The organism is Kitasatospora sp. NBC_01266, from assembly GCF_036242395.1.
GTDB lineage: Bacteria > Actinomycetota > Actinomycetes > Streptomycetales > Streptomycetaceae > Kitasatospora.
Genome location: NZ_CP108458.1, coordinates 914,064 through 936,718, shown reverse-complemented (window position 1 = coordinate 936,718; position 22,655 = coordinate 914,064). Strand labels below are relative to the sequence as shown.

The 22,655-nt window shown below is 72.1% G+C and carries 18 protein-coding genes and 1 pseudogene; 10 read left to right on the top strand and 9 right to left on the bottom strand.

Annotation, left to right across the window (positions count from 1 at the left end):
- Positions 1–10 precede the first annotated feature (10 nt).
- The 6 genes from OG403_RS04180 to OG403_RS04155 all read left to right on the top strand — a co-directional run bounded on the left by OG403_RS04180 (position 11) and on the right by OG403_RS04155 (position 4,914).
- Positions 11–271: an acyl carrier protein gene (locus OG403_RS04180; protein ID WP_329561506.1), complete on the top strand. Its 261-nt coding sequence runs from the start codon at positions 11–13 to the stop codon at positions 269–271.
- A 1-nt stretch (position 272) separates the two neighbouring features.
- Complete coding sequence (locus OG403_RS04175) at positions 273–758, top strand: SRPBCC family protein (protein ID WP_329561505.1); 486 nt, start codon at positions 273–275, stop codon at positions 756–758.
- Between the two features lie 19 nt (positions 759–777).
- Positions 778–1,110 carry a TcmI family type II polyketide cyclase gene (locus OG403_RS04170; RefSeq protein WP_329561504.1) on the top strand — a complete coding sequence of 111 codons (333 nt, stop codon included), beginning with the start codon at positions 778–780 and terminating at the stop codon, positions 1,108–1,110.
- Between the two features lie 37 nt (positions 1,111–1,147).
- On the top strand, positions 1,148–2,863 hold the full coding sequence (accD, locus tag OG403_RS04165; protein WP_329561502.1) for an acetyl-CoA carboxylase, carboxyltransferase subunit beta: 1,716 nt from the start codon (positions 1,148–1,150) through the stop codon (positions 2,861–2,863).
- Positions 2,860–3,444: an acetyl-CoA carboxylase biotin carboxyl carrier protein gene (locus OG403_RS04160; protein WP_329561500.1), complete on the top strand. Its 585-nt coding sequence runs from the start codon at positions 2,860–2,862 to the stop codon at positions 3,442–3,444. Before accD ends, OG403_RS04160 begins: the two co-directional genes overlap by 4 nt.
- 63 nt (positions 3,445–3,507) lie before the next feature.
- On the top strand, positions 3,508–4,914 hold the full coding sequence (locus tag OG403_RS04155; protein ID WP_329561498.1) for an acetyl-CoA carboxylase biotin carboxylase subunit: 1,407 nt from the start codon (positions 3,508–3,510) through the stop codon (positions 4,912–4,914).
- Positions 4,915–4,982: 68 nt separating this feature from the next.
- Here the strand turns inward: OG403_RS04155 and OG403_RS04150 are convergent, their stop codons facing one another.
- Positions 4,983–6,014 (bottom strand): methyltransferase, encoded by a 1,032-nt coding sequence (locus OG403_RS04150; RefSeq protein ID WP_329561497.1) that lies wholly within the window; start codon positions 6,012–6,014, stop codon positions 4,983–4,985.
- Positions 6,015–6,102: 88 nt separating this feature from the next.
- Positions 6,103–7,191, bottom strand: a complete 1,089-nt coding sequence (locus OG403_RS04145; RefSeq protein ID WP_329561495.1) for a right-handed parallel beta-helix repeat-containing protein — start codon at positions 7,189–7,191, stop codon at positions 6,103–6,105.
- Positions 7,192–7,460: 269 nt separating this feature from the next.
- Here OG403_RS04145 and OG403_RS04140 point away from each other — a divergent pair, with 269 nt between their 5' ends.
- Positions 7,461–8,363 (top strand): hypothetical protein, encoded by a 903-nt coding sequence (locus OG403_RS04140; RefSeq protein WP_329561493.1) that lies wholly within the window; start codon positions 7,461–7,463, stop codon positions 8,361–8,363.
- A gap of 10 nt (positions 8,364–8,373) precedes the next feature.
- Here OG403_RS04140 and OG403_RS04135 read toward each other — a convergent pair whose 3' ends face one another.
- Positions 8,374–9,864, bottom strand: a complete 1,491-nt coding sequence (locus OG403_RS04135; RefSeq protein WP_329561492.1) for a glutamate synthase subunit beta — start codon at positions 9,862–9,864, stop codon at positions 8,374–8,376.
- Positions 9,865–9,944: 80 nt separating this feature from the next.
- On the bottom strand, positions 9,945–12,017 hold the full coding sequence (ligA, locus tag OG403_RS04130; protein ID WP_329561491.1) for an NAD-dependent DNA ligase LigA: 2,073 nt from the start codon (positions 12,015–12,017) through the stop codon (positions 9,945–9,947).
- 116 nt (positions 12,018–12,133) lie between these two features.
- Here ligA and OG403_RS04125 point away from each other — a divergent pair, with 116 nt between their 5' ends.
- Complete coding sequence (locus tag OG403_RS04125; RefSeq protein WP_329561490.1) at positions 12,134–14,926, top strand: SpoIIE family protein phosphatase; 2,793 nt, start codon at positions 12,134–12,136, stop codon at positions 14,924–14,926.
- Between the two features lie 104 nt (positions 14,927–15,030).
- Here the strand turns inward: OG403_RS04125 and OG403_RS04120 are convergent, their stop codons facing one another.
- Positions 15,031–17,241, bottom strand: a complete 2,211-nt coding sequence (locus tag OG403_RS04120) for an alpha-galactosidase (protein ID WP_329561489.1) — start codon at positions 17,239–17,241, stop codon at positions 15,031–15,033.
- 425 nt (positions 17,242–17,666) lie between these two features.
- Here OG403_RS04120 and OG403_RS04115 point away from each other — a divergent pair, with 425 nt between their 5' ends.
- Both OG403_RS04115 and OG403_RS04110 read left to right on the top strand, forming a co-directional pair.
- The gene (locus OG403_RS04115; RefSeq protein WP_329561488.1) at positions 17,667–18,623 is read left to right on the top strand and encodes an alpha/beta fold hydrolase; all 957 of its coding nucleotides are present in this window, start codon (positions 17,667–17,669) and stop codon (positions 18,621–18,623) included.
- A 195-nt stretch (positions 18,624–18,818) separates the two neighbouring features.
- Complete coding sequence (locus OG403_RS04110; protein WP_329561486.1) at positions 18,819–19,412, top strand: dihydrofolate reductase family protein; 594 nt, start codon at positions 18,819–18,821, stop codon at positions 19,410–19,412.
- Positions 19,413–19,610: 198 nt separating this feature from the next.
- Here the strand turns inward: OG403_RS04110 and OG403_RS04105 are convergent.
- From OG403_RS04105 to OG403_RS04090, 4 genes and pseudogenes are all read right to left on the bottom strand, one after another.
- Positions 19,611–20,729: pseudogene (locus OG403_RS04105) on the bottom strand (IS701 family transposase); the annotation flags it as partial.
- Positions 20,730–20,814: 85 nt separating this feature from the next.
- On the bottom strand, positions 20,815–21,198 hold the full coding sequence (locus OG403_RS04100; protein WP_329561485.1) for a transglycosylase family protein: 384 nt from the start codon (positions 21,196–21,198) through the stop codon (positions 20,815–20,817).
- 386 nt (positions 21,199–21,584) lie between these two features.
- On the bottom strand, positions 21,585–21,929 hold the full coding sequence (locus tag OG403_RS04095; protein WP_329561484.1) for an AzlD domain-containing protein: 345 nt from the start codon (positions 21,927–21,929) through the stop codon (positions 21,585–21,587).
- Positions 21,926–22,618, bottom strand: coding sequence for an AzlC family ABC transporter permease (locus tag OG403_RS04090; protein WP_329561483.1), 693 nt, complete (start codon positions 22,616–22,618; stop codon positions 21,926–21,928). The genes OG403_RS04095 and OG403_RS04090 overlap by 4 nt, the downstream gene beginning before the upstream one ends.
- Positions 22,619–22,655 lie beyond the last annotated feature (37 nt).

The window sequence follows — 22,655 nt, the reverse complement described above, 5'->3', positions numbered from 1 at the left end:
GAGATTCCCGATGACCACCGGACCCGTGACCTTCGACGAACTCGCCACCCTGATGAAGGGGCGGGCGGGTCTGTCGGTCGATCCCGAGGAGATGGCGAGCCGGCCCGACACGCCCTTCGAGCAGTTCGGCCTCGACTCGCTCGGCCTGCTCGGCATCGTGGCCGAGCTGGAGAACCGCTACGCCCACACGATCGGCAACGAGCCCGAACTCTGCAAGACCCCGGGCGACTTCCTCGACCTCGTCAACGACCAACTCACCGCTGGAGCCTGAGATGACCGGACACACCGACAACCAGATCCTGATCGCCGCCCCGCTGGACCTCACCTGGGACCTGACCAACGACCTGGAGCGCTGGCCGCAGCTGTTCAGCGAGTACGCCTCGGTCGAGGTGATCGACCGGGCGGGCGACAAGGTCACCTTCCGGCTGACCATGCACCCCGACGAGAACGGCAAGGTCTGGAGCTGGGTCTCCGAGCGCCACGCCGACCGCGCGACGCGCACCGTGCTGGCCCGCCGGGTGGAGACCGGGCCCTTCGAGCACATGAACATCCGCTGGCAGTACCAGGCGGTCAACGGCGGCACCTCGATGCGCTGGATCCAGGACTTCGCCATGAAGCCCACCGCGCCGGTCGACGACGCCGGGATGACCGAGCACATCAACCGCAACTCCAAGATCCAGATGGAACTCATCCGCGACAAGGTCGAACAGCACGCCCGCGAGGCGGGCCTCGGCGACCCCGCGGTCCTGCCCCGCTGAGCCCGGAGGAGAACCACTAATGCACCGCGCTCTGATCGTCGCCCGGATGAAGCCGGACGCGGCCCCCGACATCGCCGCCACCTTCGCGGACTCCGACCGCGGGGAACTGCCCCAGCTGATCGGCGTGACCGGCCGCAGCCTCTTCCAGTTCGGTGACCTGTACCTGCATCTGATCGAGGCCGAGGAGCCGCCCGGCCCCCGGGTCGCCAAGCTCACCGGCCACCCGGAGTTCCGCACCGTCAGCGAGCGGCTCGCCGCGTACGTCCAGGCCTACGACCCGCAGACCTGGCGCGAGCCGAAGGACGCGATGGCCCGCGAGTTCTACCGCTGGGAGCGCGGCACCACCGCGTGACCGTCTTGCCCCGGCAGTCTGTTGGAAGGACACCCTCGTGATCGAGGCAGAGAATCCGTCGGCCACGCCGGGGCCCCCGTGGGTCCGGTGCGAGGGCTGCGTCACGCTCATCTACGGCAAGCGGTTCAGCCGGGCGCTGCAGGTCTGCCCCGACTGCGGTGAGCACGCCAGGCTCACCGCGCAGCAGCGGTTGGACCAACTGCTCGATCCGGGCTCGGCGCAGCCGCTCGACCATGTCGAGTGCCTGAGCGATCCGCTCGGTTTCGTGGACACCCGCCCCTATCCGGAGCGGCTGTCGGACGCGCAGGCCGCGACCGGCCTGCGCGAGGCGGTGCTCTGCGCCCAGGGCACCATCGAGGGCCGCCCGGTGGTCGTCGCCGCGATGGACTTCCGCTTCCTCGGCGGCAGCCTGGGCTGCGGGGTCGGCGCGCTGATCACCGCGGCGGCCCACACCAGCCTGCGGCTGCGGATCCCGCTGCTGCTGATCACCGCCTCGGGCGGGGCGCGGATGCAGGAGGGCGTGCTCTCCCTGATGCAGATGGCCAAGACCAGCCAGGCACTGGCCGAGCTGGACGAGGCCGGCATCCTGGTGCTCTCGCTGATCACCGACCCGACCTACGGCGGGGTGGCGGCCTCGTACGCCACGCTCGCCGATGTGATCATCGCCGAGCCGGGCGCGCGGCTGGGCTTCGCCGGGCCGCGGGTGATCGAGCAGACCATCGGCGAGAGCCTGCCGCCGGGCTTCCAGACCGCGGAGTTCCTGCTCGGCCACGGGCTGGTGGACGACGTGGTGCCCAGGGCCGCGCTGCGCGCGACGCTGGCCCAACTGCTCGGCCTGCAGGCCCCGATCGGACCCGGCGCCGCCGAGGCCCCGGCCCCGGCAGGTCAGCAGGAGCACCGGATCCTGCGCAACGCCGAGGAGTTGCCGCGCACCGACGCCTGGGCGGCCGTGCGCCTGGCCCGCCATCCCGACCGGCCGACCACCCTCGACTACGCCGCGCATCTGCTGGACGGCTTCCACCAGCTGCACGGCGACCGGATCGCGGAGGACTGCGCCGCCGTCGTCGGTGGGCCGGGCCGGTTGAACGGACGCACCATCATGCTGATCGGGCATCAGAAGGGCGGCAACGACCTGCTGGAACGCCAGCGCCGCAAGTTCGGCATGCCGAGCCCCGGCGGCTACCGCAAGGCGGCCCGGCTGATGCGGATGGCGGCCAAGCTCGGCGTGCCCGTGGTCACGCTGATCGACACGCCCGGCGCCAACCCCGGGCCGGACGCCGAGCGCGGCGGCCAGGCGGTGGCGATCGCCGAGAACCTGCGGCTGATGGCCCGGCTGCCGGTGCCGATTGTCGCGGTGGTCACCGGCGAGGGCGGCAGCGGCGGCGCGCTGGCGCTGGCCGTCGCCGACCGGGTGCTGGTCTGCGCCAACGGCATCTACTCGGTCATCAGTCCCGAGGGCTGCGCGGCCATCCTGTGGAAGGACGCCGAGGCGGCGCCGACCGCGGCGGCGGCCCTGCGTGTCGATGCCAGGGAACTGCTCCGCCTCGGTATCGTGGACGGAGTCGTGCCGGAGCCACCAGAGGGCGCGCACACGGATCACCCGCAAGCTGCCGCGCTGCTGGGGGCTGCCGTGACCGCCGCCCTGCAGGAGCTGGAGTCCTGGGAGCCGCAGCGGCTGCTCCGCGAACGCAGCGTCCGCTTCCACCGCTTCGGCCTCGACCGCGACCCGAGTGCTGAAGGAGGGGCCCTGTGAAGCCAGAACGTGCCGAGTGGGAACGCCGCGCGGGCGAGCGTCGCGAGGGCGACCGCCGGGCGGACGGGGATGCGGACGCGCCCAAGCCGGTGCGGCCGCTGCCCTCGACCGGCGTGGCGCTGGACGAGGTGTGCCGCAACGTGGCGCGACTGGCCAAGGCCACCCCCGTCCTGCCCCGGCGGATCCGCCTGCAGGACGGGCAGACCGTCGTGGAGATCGAGTGGCCCGAGCCGGCCGCCGGCGCCGCGGCGCCCGCGCCGTTGATCGCCGTGGCGGGCGACGAGCAGGCAGCCGGCCCGGATGCCGAAGCGTCGGACGCGCTCAGCTACGTCCGCGCTCCGATGGTGGGGACCTTCTACCACGCCGGTGACCCGGACGCCGCGCCGTTCGTCCGGGTCGGCGACCTGGTCCAGGCGGGGCAGCCGGTCGGCGTCCTGGAGGCCATGAAGATGATGAACATGATCACCTCGGAGGTCGGCGGCCGGGTCGTGGAAGTCCTCACGCCGAACGCGCATCCGGTGGAGTTCGACCAGCGCCTGATCGCCCTGGAGCCGGTGGCCGCCGACGGCGACCCATCCTGAGGATCCGGCGCCGGTTCGGCGTTCAGGGTCTGTCCGGCCGTCCCGACCACCGAGGTGAGCCCGATGTTCTCGACCGTCCTCGTCGCCAACCGTGGGGAGATCGCGCTGCGGGTGGCCCGCGCCTGCCGCGAACTCGGTATCCGGACGGTGGCCGTGTACTCGACCGCGGACCGCGACTCGGCGGTGGTCCGGTTCGCCGACCAGGCCGTGCACATCGGCCCGCCGCCGTCGAAGAACAGCTACCTCAGCGTGCCGGCGATCATCGAGGCGGCCCGGCAGACCGGGGCGCAGGCCATCCACCCCGGCTACGGATTCCTGTCCGAGGACCCGGACTTCGCGGAGATCTGCGAGGCGCACGGCATCGTCTTCATCGGGCCGCCGGCGCCGGTGATGCAGCAGCTCGGTGACAAGGCCGTGGCCCGCTCGGTGATGGCGCGGGCCGGGCTGCCGGTGCTGCCGGGCAGTACCGGCGCGCTGACCTCGGCGGCCGAGGCGAAGGAACTCGCCCGGGAGGTCGGCTATCCGGTGATCCTCAAGGCGGTCGCCGGTGGCGGTGGGCGCGGCATGGCGGTGGTGCGCGACGCCGACGACCTGCGGCTCGCCTACCGCGAGACGCAGGCCCACGCGCGCGCGGTCTTCGGTGACGACCGCCTCTACCTGGAGCGGTTCGTCGAGGACGCGCGGCACGTCGAGGTGCAGGTGCTCTGCGACACGCACGGCTCGGTGATCCACCTGGGCGAGCGCGACTGCTCGGTGCAGCGCCGGCACCAGAAGCTGATCGAGGAGTCGCCGGCGCCGGGCCTGCCGGACGAGCTGCGCGAGGCCATCCGGGCGGCGGCGGTGCGCGGTGCGGCGGCCGTGGGGTTCGTGGGGGCCGGTACCTTCGAGTTCGTGCTGACGCCGGATCACGAGTTCTACCTGATGGAGATCAACTGCCGGCTGCAGGTGGAGCACACGGTCACCGAACTGGTCACCGGGGTCGACATCGTGCGGGAGCAGATCACCATCGCCGCCGGGCTGCCGCTCTCGGTGCGCCAGGAGGAGGTCGGCATCCGCGGGGTGGCGATCGAGTGCCGCGTCAACGCCGAGGACCCGGATCGGGACTTCGCCCCGGCGCCGGGTCTGCTGGCCGAGTTCGTGCCACCGGGCGGCCCCTTCGTCCGGGTCGACACGCATGCCTTCCCCGGCTGGCGGGTCGGCCCCGACTACGACTCCCTGCTGGCCAAGACCTCGGTCTGGGCGCCGGACCGCGACCAGGCGATCGCCAGGATGGACCGCGCGCTGGGCGAGTTCCAGATCGCCGGCGCCGGGGTGCGCACCACCCTCGGGTTCCTGCGGGAGACGCTCGCACACCCGCTCTTCCGGGCCGCCCGGCACACCACGGGACTGGTCGGCAGCAGGCTCGAGGAGGCGCGCCGCCTGGTGGAAGCGGCGCGCGCGGCCACCGAGGAGCGCGCCGCGGTGAGTTGAGCCTCACGTGGAGACGGCGGCGCCGGCACCGATCAGGGTGCCGGCGCCGCCGTCTCCACGTGACCGTGCTATCCGGTGACCGTGCTGTCGAAGGCGTGCAGGTAGGAGTTGACCGGCTGGACCGCGCCGATCGCCAGGCCGGCCTCCGCCATCAGCGCCAGCAGGCTGTCCTTGGAGTGCTTGGCGCCGCCGACGTTGAGCAGCAGCAGCAGGTCCATCGCCGTGGTGAAGCGCATGGACGGGCTGTCGTCGACCAGGTTCTCGATCACCAGCACCCGGGCGCCGGGGCGCGCGGCCTTGACCACGTTGCGCAGGGTACGGCGGGTGCTGTCGTCGTCCCACTCCAGGATGTTCTTGATGATGTACACATCGGCCTGGATCGGGACCTCGGTGCGGCAGTCGCCCGGCACCAGCCGGACCCGCGAGGCGAGCGCGCCGTCCTCCCGCAGGCGCGGATCGGCGTTGGCCACCACCGCGGGCAGGTCGAGCAGGGTGCCGTGCAACTGCGGGTAGCGCTCCAGCAGGGCGGCGAGCACGTGCCCCTGGCCGCCGCCGATGTCGGCGACGGTGGTCACGCCGGTCAGGTCGACGAACGCCGCGATGTCGTGCGCGGACTGGCGGCTGGAGTGGGTCATCGCCTTGTCGAAGACCCGGGCCGAGTCCGTCGCGTCGTCGTGCAGGTAGTCGAAGAACTCCTTGCCGTACAGGCCGGGGAAGACGCTCTCGCCCGAGCGGACCGCGTCGTCCAGGCGCGGCCAGGCCTCCCAGGTCCACGGTGCGGTGCACCACAGGGCGATGTAGCGCAGGCTGTTGGGGGCGTCCTCGCGCAGCAGCCGGGACATCTCGGTGTGGGCGTAGTGGCCGTCCTCGGTCTCGGCGAAGATCCCGTAGCAGGACAGCGCCCGCAGCAGTCTTGCCAACGACCGCGGCTCGATGTCCAGAGTCGTCGCGAGTTCCTCGGCCGTGGCAGGGGTGTCACCGAGGGCGTCCGCGACCCTCAGGCCGGCTGCCGCGCGCACGGCCGCGGCACAGGCCGCGCCGAACACGAGTTCGCGCAACCGCATGTCGGCGGGTGCGGCGGTGGAGGGAGCGGTGGTCATGGCGCCGCCAATCTCTTCGTATCTCTCGTCATGGGTTCGGGGGGCCTGGGCAGAGCGCGGCGGTCGGTGGGAGTCGACTGCCGACCGCTCAGCACCGACCCGCGGGCTGGGAGACCTGGCACCGGTTCCCGGTGAACGCGTTGCCAGGCCCGCCGTCCCGGTCGGCGAGGTCGGCCGGGCCGTTGCCCGTGGCGACGTTGCCGCTGATGGTGTTGTCGGCGCTGGGACCGCCGTTGTAGCTGAGGAACAGCACGATTCCGCCGGACATGGGCGCGGCGCCGACGTTGCCGTCGACCTCGTTGTGGGTCACCCGGGTGGACTCGACACCGGTCAGCACGATGCCGGTGCCCTGGATGTACGGCAGCTTGTCGCTGGGCGGGCAGTACTTGTTGTTCGCGTTCACCCGGTTGTGAGTGACGCTCAGGGCGCCGGTGCGCGGCCGGTCGTCATCGCCCACCACGAAGACGCCGCCGCAGTTGCCGGTGATCGTGTTGTGCTCGACGGTGAGGTCGCGCAGCCGGCGGACCACCACGCCCATCCGGTTGCCGGAGAGCTGGTTGTCGCTGATCACCGTGCCCCCGGTGTCGATCGCGCCGCCCTTGCCGTCCGCGATGTTCGCCAGGAAGATGCCAGCCTCGCCGTTGTCCCTGGACACGTTGTCCTTGAAGGAGCCCCGGGTGGACTTCTCCTGGCTGATGCCCTCCACGCCGTTGCGTTCGGCGAGCACGTGGCGCACCGTCAGCCGGTCGGTCTGCGAGGCGGAGATCCCGTTCTGCGTGAAGCCGGAGACGGTGAGCGACTCGACGCGGTCACCGGTGGCCGGACGGTCCGCCGATCCGGTGACGCAGATGCCGGCGCCCGCCTGCGCGCACGCGTTGGCGGGACGGTCGGCGGTGCTGGGGGCGGGGCTGAGCACGGTCTGGTGGCCCGAACCGCGCAGGGTCACCTCCGAGGCGGTGAGCTGCACGCTCTCGTGGTAGCTGCCGGGGAGGACCAGGACGGTGTCCCCGGGCCGCGCGCTGTCGACGGCCTGCTGGATCGACTCGCCCGGGTGGACCAGGTGGACGGTGCGGCCGGTCGCCGCGTGCGCGGGTGACGCGCTGCCCAGGCCGAGGAGGAGGCCGACGGCGGCGCCGGCCAGCTGGCGTGCCCGCCGGGTGGGCAGTCGTGTGAGCATGAGTTCCTGCTTTCCAGGACCCTGGCAAGGAGTCTCCGTGCTCAGCGGCGGGGACCGGGTCGCAGTCCGCCGGCGACGCCGCGCTCGATGCCCGGCTGCGCGTGTCCGTTGACCCGAAGCTATGGGCGCTCATCACCGCGCGCCACTCGTGCTCACGCTGCGCACCGGTGCTCCGGTAGGCCGATCGGTTCATCTCTGCGTCGCAGCCGCTGGAGCGGCGACCCGGCAGGGGATCGATCGTGCACCACCCACGCGTCGAGAGGACTCCGATGTCGAAGCAGTTGCTGAGCCGTGCCACCAGGGCGGTGGCGGTCACCGCCGTCACGCTGACCGCGGCGGTCGGCGGAACGTGCCAGGCCCACGCGGCCTCGCCCGAGGACCACCCGATCGAGGTGAGTTTCAACTCCGCCGGAATCCAGGCGCCGGACAGCCAGAAGGGCGGTCTGGTCAGCTTCCGGGTCGCCACCGACGACCCGGCCGGGCGCCAGCTCCAGCTGCTGCGCCCGCACGACGGCGTCACCATCGACCAGGTGCTGCACGACCTGGCCGGCTCCTTCGGCCAGGACCGGCCCACCGCGGCGGCCGGGATCCGGGCGGTCCGCGGCGAGGCCGAGGCGCTGGGCGGCGCGCTGGTCACCAAGGACGTGCACGAGCAGTTCACCGAGGAGATCGCGCCGGGCCCGGTCTACCTGCTGGACCTGACGGCCTTCCAGGCGGACCCGGCCCACCCGGTGATGAAGCGGCTGGACCTGGTCGGCACCAACGGGCAGAGCGCCAACCAGGCCCGCTTCGATGACGGCATGGTGATCGAACGGGACGAGTCGAACGGCCCCCGGTTCCAGACCGAGGACGTGGACCACGCGCACCTGGCCTATCTGGTGCACAACGAGTCCGCCGAACTCCACGAGCTGCAGCTGCGGCCGGTCGTCCCCGGCACCACCGAGGACGACCTGCGGATCTACTTCGCGGGGACCGCCGCCGGCCACCAGCCGAAGTCCCCGTTCACCGGCCCGGCCACCGGCCTCGGCGTCCTGTCGCCGGACCACAGCGCCTCGATCCAGGCCCACGGCCTGCAGCCGGGCAGCTACGCGCTGCTCGACACGGTGCCCGACGAGCTGCTCGGGTTCTCGCACACCGACCTCGGTATGCACCGGATCGTCACCTTGCAGTGAGCGCCGGCCGTCACAGGGCCAGCGGGCGGTCCGCAGCGGTGATCGGGGCGGGCAGCGCGGTGGCGCCGGTCAGGTAGCGGTCGACGGCGGCGGCCGCCGAGCGGCCCTCGGCGATGGCCCAGACGATCAGGGACTGGCCGCGGCCCGCGTCGCCCGCGACGAAGACGCCGTCCTGGTGGGTGGCGAACTGCTCGTCGCGGGCGATGGCTCCCTCGGCGGTGAGGTGCAGGGCCAGGTCGTGCAGCAGCGGGCTGTCCGGTTCGGGGCCGTCGAAGCCGAGCGCGAGCAGGACCAGGTCGGCCGGGATGAGCTGGTCGGTGCCGGCGCGGGGCCGGCGGTCGACGGGCTCGGCCTCGGCCAGGCGCAGGGCGGTGACGTGGCCGTGCGGGTCGCCGTCCAGGCGCAGCGTGGCGGCGGAGAAGATCCGGGCGTCGGCACCGGCCTGCGCGGCGGTGCGGGTGAGGGCCTCGGCCTCCTCGTGCGAGGTGGTCATCCGGTAGGTCCTGGGGTGGACGGGCCAGGGCTGGCCGGCGGCGCGCCGCTCGCCCGGGCGCGGGTTGATGTCGAGCTGGGTGACGGCGGCGGCGTGCTGGCGCAGCGCGGTGCCCAGGCAGTCGGCGGCGGTGTCGCCGCCGCCGACGATGACCACCTGCTTGCCCTCGGCGTCGATCGCGGGGGTGGCGAAGTCGCCTTCCACCACCCGGTTGGCGAGCGGGAGGTACTCCATCGCCTGGTGGACGCCGGCCAGTTGCCGACCGGGTACCGGCAGATCGCGCCAGCGGGTGGCGCCCACCGCGATCACCAGGGCGTCGCAGCGTGCGCGCAGCTCGGCGGTGGAGATGTCGCGGCCGACCGTGACGCCGGTGTGGAACTCGGTGCCCTCGGCGCTCAGCTGCTCGATCCGCCGGTCCAGATAGTGCTTCTCCAGGCGGAAGTTCGGGATGCCGTAGCGGAGCAGGCCGCCGATCCGGTCGGCCCGCTCGTAGACGACCGTGCGGTGACCGGCCCGGGTCAGCTGCTGGGCGCAGGCCAGGCCGGCCGGGCCGGAGCCGATGATCGCCACGCTGCGGCCCGAGGGGTCGAGCGGGGGCAGCGGGCGCTCGCGGTCGAGCTGCCAGGCGCGTTCGGCGATGGTGATCTCGATGTTCTTGATGGTCACCGGGTCGGAGTCGATCGCCAGCACGCAGGCGCTCTCGCAGGGCGCCGGGCAGAGCCGGCCGGTGAACTCGGGGAAGTTGTTGGTGGCCAGCAGCCGGTCGGCCGCCCGCTGCCAGTCCTCGCGGAAGACCAGGTCGTTCCAGTCCGGGATCAGGTTGCCCAGCGGGCACGCGTCGTGGCAGAACGGGATGCCGCAGTCCATGCAGCGCCCGGCCTGCCCGCCGATGATCGGCAGCAGGCTCTGCCCCTGGTAGACCTCGTTCCAGTCCGCCACCCGGGCCCCGGCCGGGCGACGTGCCCTGGGCCGGCTCGGGGTGGTCAGGAAGCCCTGCGGATCGGCCATCGGCGGCCTCCGTCGAGGTTGATGCTGCGGTGCCTGTCACCCGCCCCCTGTTGGACCTTTTATGCTCATTTCTCCGCCTTTCAACCCTGATGGGCGAGCTGGTCGGCGACCAGCTCGGCGAACTGCGCCGGGGTGACGATCCGGATGCCCAGCTCCTCGGCCTTGGCCCGCTTGGAACCGGCCTTCTCGCCGGCGACCAGCAGGGTGGTGCGCTTGCTGACCGAGGAGGAGGCCTTGCCGCCGGCCCGCTCGATCAGCTCGTTCATCTCGGTGCGGGACAGCTCGCCCAGCGCGCCGGTCATGCTGCCGGTGACCACCACGGCCTGGCCCGCCAGTGGGCCGGCCGACTCGGCGTCCGACCCGGTGGCGGTGGCGGTGGCGGTCGGCCCGGTGGGCTCGGTGACGGCCGTGCCGACCTGCTGCGCGATCAGCCGGTCCAGCACCGGGGCCAGCTCGGTGAGCTCGCTGACGATCAGCTGAGCCCGCTCCGGCCCGATGCCGTCGACCTGGGCCAGCGTCTGGGCGTCGGCGGCCCGGATCGCGGCCATGCTGCCGAAGTGCGCGGCGATCCGGCGGGACATGGTGCGGCCGGTGCCGCGCACGCCGAGCGCGCAGAACACCCGGTGCAGGGGCTGGCGCCGGGCCGTCTCCAGGGCGGCGATCAGGTTGTCGGCGCTGGTGTCGCCCATCCGCTCCAGGGTGAGCAGCTGGGCCTTGGTGAGGGTGAACAGGTCGGCGAGGTCACGCACCAGGCCGGAGTCGACCAGCTGGACGGCCCGGGTGCCGCCGAGGCCTTCGATGTCCAGCTGGTCGCGCCCGGCGGCGTACCGGATGGAGGCGACCGCCTGGCAGGAACGGCCGCGCACGCAGCGCCAGCGCTGCTCCGAACGGTCGATCGCGTCGCCGCAGCGGGGGCACACCTGGGGGAAGGCGATCGGCGTCTCGGCGCCGGTGCGTTCCTCGACCAGCGGGGCCTCCACCCGGGGGATCACGTCGCCGGCCCGGTGGACGAAGACCTGGTCGCCGAGGAGCAGGCCGCGCCGCTCGATGTCGGCCGGGTTGTGCAGGGTCGCGTAGCTGACGGTGACGCCGTCGATCACCACCGGCTCCAGCACGCCGCGCGGGGCGATCACGCCGGTGCGTCCGACGTTCCACTCCACGGCGAGCAGCCTGGTGACCTTGTGCTGGGCCGAGAGTTTGCGGGCGACCGCCCAGCGCGGCGCGCGGGAGCCGGCGCCGGCCTGCTGCTGGTCGGCGGCGGCGTCCGCCTTGACCACCACGCCGTCGATGCCGAACGGCAGCTCGGCGCGGAGCGCGGCGATCTCCTCGACCCGCTGCTGGACCTCCGCCAGGGTGGCGCAGTGCAGCGGGTGGGCGGCGGTGGTCGCGGCGGTGTTGGCCCCGAGATCCGCCAGGTGGGTGAGCAGCGCGGCGTGGCCGAGGGTGTCCAGGCCGAGCGGGGCCAGGCCCACGGCTCCGTAGGCGAAGAAGGTGAGCTCGATCCGGTAGGGGCGGTCCTTGGCGCGCAGGGTGCCGGCGGCTCCGCTGCGCGGGTGGGCGAAGGGCGTGGCGCCGTGCTCGGTCCGCACCGCGTTCGCGTGCTCGAACTGCCGCTGGGTGAGCAGCACCTCGCCGCGCAGCTCGAGGTCGAGCGGCTGGGCCAGGGCGGCGGGCAGGCCGAGGACGGCGTCCGCGGCGTGCGTGATGTCCTCACCGGCCAGGCCGTTGCCACGGGTCAGCAGCTGGACCAGGCGACCGGCCCGGTAGCGGGCGGCCACGGCCAGGCCGTCCAGCTTGGGCTCCACGCACCAGCCGGCCACCGGACGGCCCAGCCGGCGCTCCAGGCCGGCGGCCCAGCCGGCCAGCTCCTCGGCGGAGAAGACGTTGTCGAGCGAGAGCATCGCCACCGAATGGGGGACATCGCCGACCGCCGCGCCCCCGGCGACCTTGCCGGTGGGGGAGCCGGGCAGCACCTCGCCCGGATGGGCGTCCTCGTAGGCCTCGATGGCGCGGACCAGGGCGTCGTACTCGTCGTCGCCCAGTGGTGTGGTGCCGTCGGCGTAGTACGCCGCGGCGGCCTGGACGGCGGTGCTGACGGCCTCGGCGTAGGCGGTGGGGGTGGCCAGAGCGGCGGTGTCCTTCATGTCGACCATCGTCTCGAACCGCACTGACATTCGGAGCCCGGCCGCCGGGCGGCTCGTCACCGGACGGAGTGGTCTCATCGGCCGCCCGGTGGCCTGGCGGGGCCGATCGGGGGTAGACAAAGGGCATGGCCCGGCTGCCGGTCAGATCCTCGACCGCCCCGTTCACCGGCCGATCCGGGGGGAATCGGCGTGAGCCGCCCGCTGCGGATCAAGGGTCCGCGAACCGGCGGCCGCGGTTCAGTCGGGGTATCCGCAGCGTGGCCGGGCAGGTGTTCGCGCTGCAGGTGGTCGTGGTGCTGCTGCTGGTGCTGGCGGCGGTGCTGGCGCTGGTGCTGGAGTCGCAGCGCGACGCCACCCAGGAGGCCCGCAACCGCTCGGTGGCCGTCGCCCAGACCTTCGCGAACTCGCCCGGGATCGTGGCCGCGCTGGAGTCCCCCGACCCGACCGCGATCCTGCAGCCGAAGGCCGTGGCGGCCCAGCAGGCCGCCCGGGTGGACTTCATCGTGGTGCTCAACACCGACGGCATCCGCTACACCCATCCCGATCCGGCCCGGATCGGGCACAAGTTCGTCGGCATCTACCAGCCGGCCCTGCAGGGCCAGGTGGTCGTCCAGCAGCTCAACGGGACCCTGGGGCCGCTGGTGCAGGCCGTGGTCCCGGTCCACGACAGCAACGGCAAGGTGGTCGGACTGGTCTCCGCCGGGATCACCATCAGCCACGTGAGCGGGGTCGTGGAACGCCAGCTGCCCCTGGTGCTCGGTACCGCGGCCGGGGCGCTGGTGCTGGCGACCGCGGGCAGCGCGCTGGCCAGCCGGCGTCTGCTGCACCAGACGCGCGGCCTCGGGCCGGCCGAGATGACGCGGATGTACGAGCACCACGACGCGGTGCTGCACGCGGTGCGCGAGGGCGTGCTGGTCATCGGGGGCGACGGGCGGCTGCTGCTGGCCAACGACGAGGCGCGCCGGCTGCTCGACCTGGCGCCGGACGCCGAGGGGCGGCTGGTCACCGAGCTGGGCCTGGACCAGCGGGCGGCCGAGCAACTGGTCTCCGGGGAGCCGATCAACGACGCGGTGCTGCTCACCGGTGAGCGGCTGCTGGTGGTGAACACCCGGCTCACCGACCGGGTCGGCGGGCCGCCCGGCAGCGTGGCGACGCTGCGCGACTCCACCGAGCTGCACGCGCTCTCGGACAAGGCGGAGGCGGCCCGCCGGCGGCTCAAGCTGCTCTACGACGCCACCGTGGCCATCGGCACCAGCCTGGATATCACCCGGACGGCGCAGGAGCTGGCGGACTTCGTCGTCCCGCGGTTCGCCGACTACGTCACCGTCGACCTGGCGGATCCGGTGCTGAACGGGGCGGAGCCGCCCGGTGGCAGCTCGGTGCCGATGCGCCGGGTGGCGGTCAGCGGCGTGCGGGACGATTCGCCGTTCTACCCGGTGGGCGAGGTGATCGTGATCCGGCCCGCCACCCCGCAGGCCTGGAGCCTGGACAGCGGGCACGCGGTGCGCGACCCCGATCTGCGCTCGTCCACCGACTGGCTGACCCAGGACCCGGAGCGGGCCGGAGCGCTGCTGGACTTCGGCGTCCACTCGGTGGTCAGGGTCCCGCTGCGGGCCCGCGGGGTGCTGCTGGGGCTCGCCAAGTTCTGGCGGGCCGAGGGGACGGCACCCTTCGACGAGGACGACCAGTCGCTCGCCGAGGAGATCGTCGCCCGGGTGGCGCTGAGCATCGACAACGCGCGCCGCTACACCCGCGAGCACGCCATGGCCGTGACCCTGCAGCGCAGCCTGCTGCCGCACGGACTGCCCGAGCAGAACGCCCTGGATGTCGCCTACCGCTACCTGCCGGCCCAGGCGGACGTGAGCGGCGACTGGTTCGACGTCATCCCGCTGCCGGGTGCCCGGGTCGCGCTGGTGGTGGGCGACGTGGTCGGCCACGGCCTGCACGCCGCCGCGACCATGGGCCGGCTGCGCACCGCGGTGCTCAACTTCTCCGGTCTCGACCTGCCGCCGGACGAACTGCTCGGGCATCTCGACGAGTTGGTCAACCAGCTGGACCAGGACCAGACGGCCGGCGCGGACAGCGACGTGGTCACCGGGGCCAGTTGCCTCTACGCGATCTACGACCCGGTCTCGCGGCTCTGCACGATGGCCCGGGCGGGTCATCCGCCGCCCGCGCTGGTCCACCCGGACGGCACGGTGGAGTACCCCGAGGTGCCCGCCGGACCGCCGCTGGGGCTGGGCGGACTGCCGTTCTCGGCGGCCGAGTTGCGGCTGCCGGCGGGCAGCACGCTGGTGCTCTACACCGACGGGCTGGTGGAGGACCGGGAGCGGGACATCGACGAGGGCCTCGACCGGCTGGCCGGCGCGCTGCGGCAGGCCGGGCGGGCGCCGGAGGAGACCTGCGAGGCGGTGCTGGCCGCACTGCTGCCCGCCCGCCCGGTGGACGACGTGGCCCTGCTGGTCGCCCGCACCCGGGTGCTGACGAGTGATCAGGTCGCGCAGTGGGAGGTGCCGGCGGACGGTGCGGCGGTGGGCGAGGTCCGCGCGGCGGTCAGCCGGCAACTGGCCCGCTGGGGGCTGGAGGAGCTGGCGTTCGTGACCGAGCTGATCCTGAGCGAGCTGGTCACCAACGCGATCCGCTATGCGACCGAGCCGATCCAGGTGCGGCTGCTGTGCGACCGCACGCTGATCTGCGAGGTGTCCGACAGCAGCAGCACCTCGCCGCACCTGCGCTACGCCGCCAGCATGGACGAGGGCGGGCGCGGGCTCTTCCTGGTCGCCCAGTTCGCCGAGCGCTGGGGCACCCGGCACACCGCGACCGGCAAGGTGATCTGGGCCGAGCAGCTGCTGGGCGGCGAACCGGGTTCGGGGATCGGACAGTTGCCGGACTTCGGGGAGCTGCCGGACCTCGGGTAGCGGGCGGTGGCGGGCAGTTGGCGGCCGGCGGCTGGACGTTGGTCGGCAGCCGGACCAGAGCGCGAGGCTCCGGTCCGGCTGCCGCGATCGGGTGGCGCCGGGCGTCAGGAGGTGGGCACCAGGCTCCACTTCTGGTTGGCGGCGTTGTTGTCGGGCCACTGCAGGACGGTGGCGCCGTCGGTCAGCGAGCCGTTGTCCACGTCGACCAGCTGGCCGTCGTAGACGCTCTGCAACTGGACCTGGTTGGGGCCGGCGTCCACCAGCGTCCAGCGGGAGTTGCTGTTGCCGTCGTCGTGGTACTGGATCAGGCCGGTGCCCTCGATGGTGCTCGGGCCGGGGATGTTGAGCAGCTTGCCGCTGTTGACGTTGGTGATGGTGTACGAGCCGGTGCTGGTGGCCGCGAGGGTCCACAGCTGGTCGGCCGCCCCGTTGTCCTGCCACTGCACGATCGAGGCGTCATCCGCGGTGGAGTCGTAGTTGACGTCCATCCGGCCCCCGCTCAGGGCGTTGACCAGCTTGTACTGCATCCCGGGGACGGGCACCGGGACCAGCTTCCACTGCTGGTCGGCGCCGCTGTTCGGGGTGGCCTGGATGACCGCGCTGCCGTTCACGTCCATGTTCTGGCCGTCCGAGCGGGCCGTGACGGTGTACGAGCCGCTGCCCGTACTGGTCAGCTGCCAGTGGGAGTTGGCGGCGTTGTCGTCCTGGTACTGGATCAGCTGGGTGCCGCTGGTCCGGCTGCCGCCGGGGATGTTGGCGAGCAGGCCGCTGTTGACGTTGTCGATCTTGTAGGAGCCGTCGCCGGTCGGCACCAGCTGCCACTGCTGGTCGGTGGTGCCGTCGGCCGGCTCCTGGACCAGGCCGGCGTCGTTGCCGGTCGACGCTCCGTTGACGGACAGGTACTGGCCGGAGGAGACGTTCACCAGGTTGTAGTGCAGGGTCGTGTAGTGGCTGCCGGTGCTCGGCGTGACCCGCAGCAGGCGGCTGGCATGCGGGTTCAGGGTGGCGCTGAACGTGCCGGTGGAGCTGCCCAGTTCGGTGTGGCTCCACAGGTCGCGCACGGTGGCGGAGCCGCTGAAGCCGAGGTCCGGGAAGTGGGCGGTGACGGTCTCGGGGGAGGACGAGAGGTTGAAGAGGGCGACCGTGTAGCTGCCGTCGCCGTTCGGCGCGGACCAGACCTGCTGCTGGCTGGTCCGGTCGACCGGGGTGGCCGGGTGGCCGGCCTGGTCGACGGCGATGACCTCGTCGTTGGTCAGCAGGGAGAGGTCGGAGCTGTCGAGGTTGGTCAGGTCGGTGCCGAGCATCAGGTTGGCGTTCTCGATGGCCCACAGGGTGAGCTGGCTCTGCCGCTCGTCCGGGGTCAGACCGTCGTTGCTGCCGTTGCCGACCTCCACGGAGTCCAGGTCGTTCCAACCGCCGGGGCCGGCGTAGGGCGTCCATGCCGGGGCGTCCTGGAAGCGGGAGGCGACGTTGCTCCAGTCGGTGAGCGGGTAGGAGCCGACGGAGCAGTAGCACTCGATGTCGCTGTCGATCCGCCAACTGTTCGCGTTGGCACGCCAGGTGGCCGCGTTGTTGACGTCCAGCGAGTTGGACAGGGCCAGGTGGATGGTGCGGCCGCTCTGGTTGAGGGCCTGCGACCAGTGCTGGACGTCGGCGGCGTCCCAGTCGCCGACCCCGTCGATCTTGAGGTAGTCGATGCCGTAGGAGGCCAGTTGGTCGGCCCAGGAGTTCAGGTACGCCTGGGCGGCGGCCGGGTTCTTGGTGTAGTCGATGTAGTACATCGACCCGGAGCCGAAGTTGTAGTTGGCCTCGTAGCTGGTGGTGTTCGAGACGATGTCGCGGGCGTGGAAGGAGGTTCCCGCGATCGGCGTGTTCTGGTTGTAGGCGGCCACCGGGATGCCCGGCGTCAGGTACATCCCGAACTTCTCACCCAGGCTGTGGACGTAGTTGCCGACGGAGCCCATGCCGTCCGGGAACTTGCTGGTGTCGGTCACCCAGCGGCCGTAACTGTCCACGGTGGTCGAGGGGTTGAGATACCAGAAGTCGTCGATGTTGACGTACTGGTAGCCGTGCGAGACGAGTCCCGAGGTCGACATCGCCTTGGCCTGCGCCTCGATGTTCGCCTCGGTGGGGTTGCGGCGCAGGAAGCTCCAACTGCTCCACCCCATGGGCGGGGTGACGGAGGCGCCGTTGTCCTGGGCGTGGGCGGGCGTGGCGGTGCCGAGCAGCAGGGGCGGAGCGGCGGCCGCGACGGTGAGGGCGAGGACGAGGGCTGGTTTGAGCAGTCTGCCCAGGGTGGTGGGGGAGGTGCGCAAGGAGGGCCTCCGAGGAACGGGGGTGGGGGTGGGGGCGGGGCTGGAGCGTGGGGCGGGCTGTAGTTGCAGTCACATGAACGGACAGAAATAAACAGGTTCAAACGGCTGGACATATGACAGCCAGGTTGCGCGCCGATGTCAAGACTCCGCGCGACGGCGGCTGATAGTGGGTCAGGTCCGTGGATTGGGTGTTTTGTGCGGACTCTTGACATGCCTCTGCTGGGCGCTCAGCATTGTGCGTAAATGTGATCTTGCGTCAGTTTGTGTTCAGATCCACTCGAAGGACGCAGCTGGGAGGTGGGTGCGGCCGACAGGAGCGGGCGGCTCGGCATCCGCTACGCTGGCGGGCGATCACCGTCTGTCGAAGTCGTCAGATCGGCTGCGGTACACGGCTTTTGAAGATCCGTCAGACTCGGGGGAGTGGCATGCCGAAGAAGGTACGGGAGCGGAGCAGGGCGATGCGCCGGGCAGGGCGGGGCGTGCTGAGTACCGCCGTCGCGCTGGCGGCGACGGTCGCGGTCGCCGGGTTCGCGCCGGCCTCGGCGCAGCCGGCGGGCATCCTGGGCGCGCAGACGCAGACCGCGCACACCGCCGCAGGGGACGTCGGCTACCGGGAGGTGGGCACCGGCAGTCCGATCCTGCTGATCGCGGGGCGCGGCGCGGGCATGGACAGTTGGGCGCCGAGCCTGGTGGACGCGCTGGCCGCCCGGCACCGGGTGGTGGTCTTCGACAACGCCGGGATCGGCGAGACCAGCGCACTGCCCGGGCCGCTGACCATCTCGGCGATGGCCGAGCAGACCAGCGCCCTGATCGCGACGCTGCGGCTGCACCGGCCCACCGTGCTGGGCTGGTCGATGGGCGGCATGATCGCGCAGGCCCTCGCCGTGCGGCACCCCGCCCAGGTGGGCCGACTCGTGCTGGCGGCCACCCAGGCCGGCAGCGGGGCGTCGCTGCCCATTCCGCCGGCGGCCGCCGCCGCGCTGGACAGCCCCGACCTGAGCGTGGTGATGTCCGTCCTGTTCCCGGCGGACCAGGGCGCGGCGGCGCGCGGCTACGTCGCGGGCATCCTGCAGTACCCGCACTACTACGCGGCCTCACCCGCCGTGAAGGCCGAGCAGGACGCGGCGATCGGGCAGTGGATGGCGGGTCAGGAGCCGGCGGGCCGCGAGCTGGGCCGCATCCACGTGCCGACGCTGGTCGCCGATGGAACGCAGGACGCGCTGAACCCGGTCGCCAACGACCACCTGCTGCGCCAGGACGTGCGCGGCGCGAAGCTGGTGCTGTATCCGGACGCCGGTCACGCCTTCCTGTTCCAGGACGCGGCGGCGTTCGCCCCGATCGTCGAGCGCTTCACGCATCGGGAGTCCTCGGACCGGGGCTGAGCGACACCTGACGGTCCGTGCGGCCGAGCCCGCGTCGGGCGAAACATGAGGCCCGCCCGGTCCCGCATCACCGCTGCGGGACCGGGCGGGCCTCATGATGTCGGTGCGGCGTGCGACTCTTCGTCCCGCCGTCTCGTCGTCTCCCTGTCAGACGGCCGCTGTCACCCCGAACAGCCCGGTAGAGGAGCAAGTCCCGTGCGCATCGTGATCACTGAGTTCATCAGCCTTGATGGTGTGGTGCAGGCCCCCGGCGGGCCGCAGGAGGACACCGACGGCGGCTTCGCGCACGGCGGTTGGACGCACCCCTTCTTCGACCCGGAGGTGGTGGGCGGCGCCTTCGCCGAGGCGCTGGCGAAGGCGGAGGCGCTGCTGTTCGGGCGCCGGACCTGGCAGACCATGGCCGCCGCCTGGCCCGAGCGGGCCGGCGACCAGTTCGCCGACCGGATGAACGCCATCCAGAAGTACGTCGTCTCCGGGACGCTCGGTGACGCCGAGTTGACCTGGGAGAACACCACGCGCATCGCCGGGGACCGGGCCGTCGCGGGCATCCGGGAACTGCACGGACGGGACGGCGGGGACCTGCTGGTGATGGGGAGCCCCACCCTGGCGCGCACCCTGCTGGGCGAGGACCTGGTGGACGAGCTCCGGCTGATCGTGATGCCGGTGCTGCTCGGCGGCGGGAAGACGATCTTCCCGCGGGACGGTGTGCTGCGCACGATGGAGCTGGTCTCCACGGTCACCAGTGGCACGGGGGTGACCGTGTGCACCTACCGGCCGGTGCGGGGCTAGTACTGCAACCGCATCTGGGGAGTGTGGCCTCGGCGTTTGTAGTGGGATCGGCGTGCTCGGGCTTGGCTGCGTCGTCGGAAGCGTGACCAGTGCAGATGGTGTTCGTTGGTCTGGTGGCGGGGTTTGACGAGGTGGCCCATCAGTCGGCGGATCTCCGGGACGCTCAGGGGTATGAGGTCTTGCTCGTCGTCTGCGGTGCCCCTTTGTGGCTTCCTGGGCGCGTAGGGCGGTCAGGTAGGCGAGTGCGGCCATGGACAGGGTGATGTGGCGGTACCAGGCGCGGTAGAGCCGGACCTGGTAGTGGTCCAGGCCGCACTCGTTCTTCGCGATCTGAAACGACTCCTCCACGGCCCACCTGGCCGCGGCCACCTTGACCAGGTCTTTCAGGCGGGTGTCGACGGGGCCGTAGCAGACGTAGTGGGCGATCTCGGTGGGGTCGCTCACCGACCTGCGGGCCAGGACCCAGTGCCCGAAGCCGTTCTCCCATACGGGGCGGATCGCGACGCGGGCCCAGTCGTATATCCGTTCGCCGTGTGCGCCCTGCCCGCCGGAAAGGCGTTTCCATGCCTGGCGGGGCAGGGCGGCGATCAGGGAGTCCACGCGGATATCGGCCCAACTGGTGGTGATGACGGTGTCGTTGACCTTGGTGGCCAGCACGTGGGCGACGCCTCGTTCCTCCAGCCAGGAGCGCAGGTGTTTCACCTGCCCGTACGCCTCGTCGGCGGTCACCCATGCGAACGGGACCCCGGCGTCGATCGCGCGCTGCAGCATCCACTTGAGGTGCTCGTTCTTGGTCGCGAACGGGATCTCGTCGTCGATGCCGGCAGCTCGGCAGCGCTCGCGGTCATCTGTCCAGGAGACGGGAAGGTAGAGTTCCCGGTCGATCAGCGCACGGCCCTTGGTCGAGGCGTAGGCCAGGAACGTTCCGATCTGGCTGTTCTCTGTCCGGCCGGCGGTGCCGGTGTACTGGCGTTGGACGCCGGCGGACTTGGTGCCCTTCTTCAGGAAGCCGGTGTCGTCTCCGATCAGGATGCCGTCCCTGGTGCCGATGGTCTCCACCACGTAGTCGCGCACGTCGTCGCGGACCGCGTCCTCGTCCCACTCGGAGTGGTTGAGCAGGCGCTGGACCGAGTCCGGGCGCAGCTGCCCGACCTGCTCGGACAGCGTCCAGCCGTTTTTCCGCTCCAGCGGGGCCAGTAGCCCCCTCAGGTAGTCCAGCGCCCGCTCGCGGGGCTCCGACCTGCCGAAATGGTGGGCGAACCGGGCATGGAACCCGGCTATGCCATCGGACCACGACTCGACCTGCTCAACCGTCAGCTCTTCAGCACACAGTCACTTCAACGAGCCAAAACCATGATCGTCACGCAAGTGCAGTTGCAGTACTAGCCGCTCGGCGGGTGGGTCAGGAGAGGCCGGCCTTGACGGAGCAGATGGGCCAGGCGCCGGGGCCCTGGGCGGCGAGGACCTTTTCGCCGATGGTGATCTGCTGGGCGGGGGTGGCCTGGTTGGCCTGGGGGGCGTACTGGGTGCCGCCGAAGGCGGCCCAGGTGGAGGAGGTGAACTGGAGGCCGCCGTAGAAGCCGTTGCCGGAGTTGATGGACCAGTTGCCGCTGGCTTCGCACTGGGCGACGTTGTCCCAGGTGCTGGTGGTGGCGGCGGAGGAGGCGGTGGCCGTGACGAGACCGGCGATCGGCAGGGTGGCCAGGGCGCCGCCGAGGACGGCCATGCGTCGGCGGTTGCGCTTGCGGGCGGTGGTGTCGTTCGTGGTCGCGTTGCGGACGGTCATGCGGTTCCTCTCGGTCGGCGTGCTGGGGGCAGGCGGAACCAGGCCGGGGGGCCTGGTGGTGGTGTGGGGGTGCGCGGTGGGTGGTGCGGTGGGTGGTGCTTGCCGCGCTGGTTTCGAAGCTACGGGGGGTGCGGGTGGGCACCAAGGGTTTGTGGGGAAGTGGCTGGTCAGGGGCTGGTTACCGGGGGTAGGTGGGGGTCGGGGGTGCGGTGGGCGCGGGGTCGTGGGTGTCGGTGGCGGGGTGGATGTGGTGGCCGTCACCGGTGGTGCCGCGTGAGGCCGCGCACATTGTCGACCCGTGGTGAGCGGCCGCTGACCCAGCGCCCACGCCGGCGCGACCCGAAAGCGGTCGCCGGATGGTCCAGGTCACACCGGACGGGTGGGCGTCACCTGAGTCCGGCCAGCCGAAGCGCCGCCGTGGTGCCGGCGGCGGCCAGGATCACCGCCACGAAGGGCAGCCGCCGCCAGGCCAGCACGCCGCCCACCAGCACGCCCGCAGGCCGGGCGGTGCCGGCCCAACCGTGGCCCTGGTAGCACGTGGTGGTCACCACCAGGGCGGTGAGCAGCACGACGGAAGAGGTGGCCAGCAGCGCCTCGGCCCAGGGCGGGACGCTGATCCGGGTGCGCAGCAGCGGCCCGGCGAAGCGGAAGGCGAAGGTGCCGACCGCCAGGGCGAGGGCCGCGACGACCAGCGTGGTGGGGCCGGGCAGGGCGGGGGTGTGGCCGGTCATGCCGACGCCTCCGTCCGGGTCGTCCCGGCGCGCGGCCCCGGCACCGCCAGTCCGGCCAGCGCCAGCAGGACCGGCAGCCCGGCGGGCAGGAAGGGCGCCGTCGCCAGCGCGATCACCGCACCGGCGGCTGCGGCGCGCCGCTTGGCGTGGTCGCGCAGGGCCGGCAGGACCAGGGCGAGCAGCACGGCCGGGAACATCGCGTCCAGGCCGAGCGCATCGGTGTCGCGCACCACCGAGCCGATCAGCGACCCGAGCAGCGCGCCGGTGGGCCAGCAGGCCAGGACACCCGCGCCGCAGGCCCAGTAGGCGGCCCGCTTGCGTGGCAGGTCGGGCTGGGCGAGGGCGAACGCGACGCTCTCGTCGTTCATCAGGTGGCTGCCGAGCGCGCGTCGTCGGCCCGTGCCGAGGATGTCCGGCAGGGCCAGGCCGAAGGGCAGGTGCCGGGCGTTGACCAGCAGGCCGGCCGCGACGGCGGCGATCGGGCTGCCGCCGGCCGCGACGATCCCGACGAAGAGGAACTCCGAGGCACCGGCGAGTACCAGGCAGCTCATCAGTACGGGCAACCACGGCGGCAGGCCGGCGGCGACCGCGATTGCTCCGTAGGACAGTCCGATCACCCCGACGGCCAGGCAGACCATCGCGATGTCATGGCGCAGGGCACGATCGAGTGTTCTCCATATCGAACGCATGGCGTCTATGATGAACATGTCGGATCGGTGATAGTCA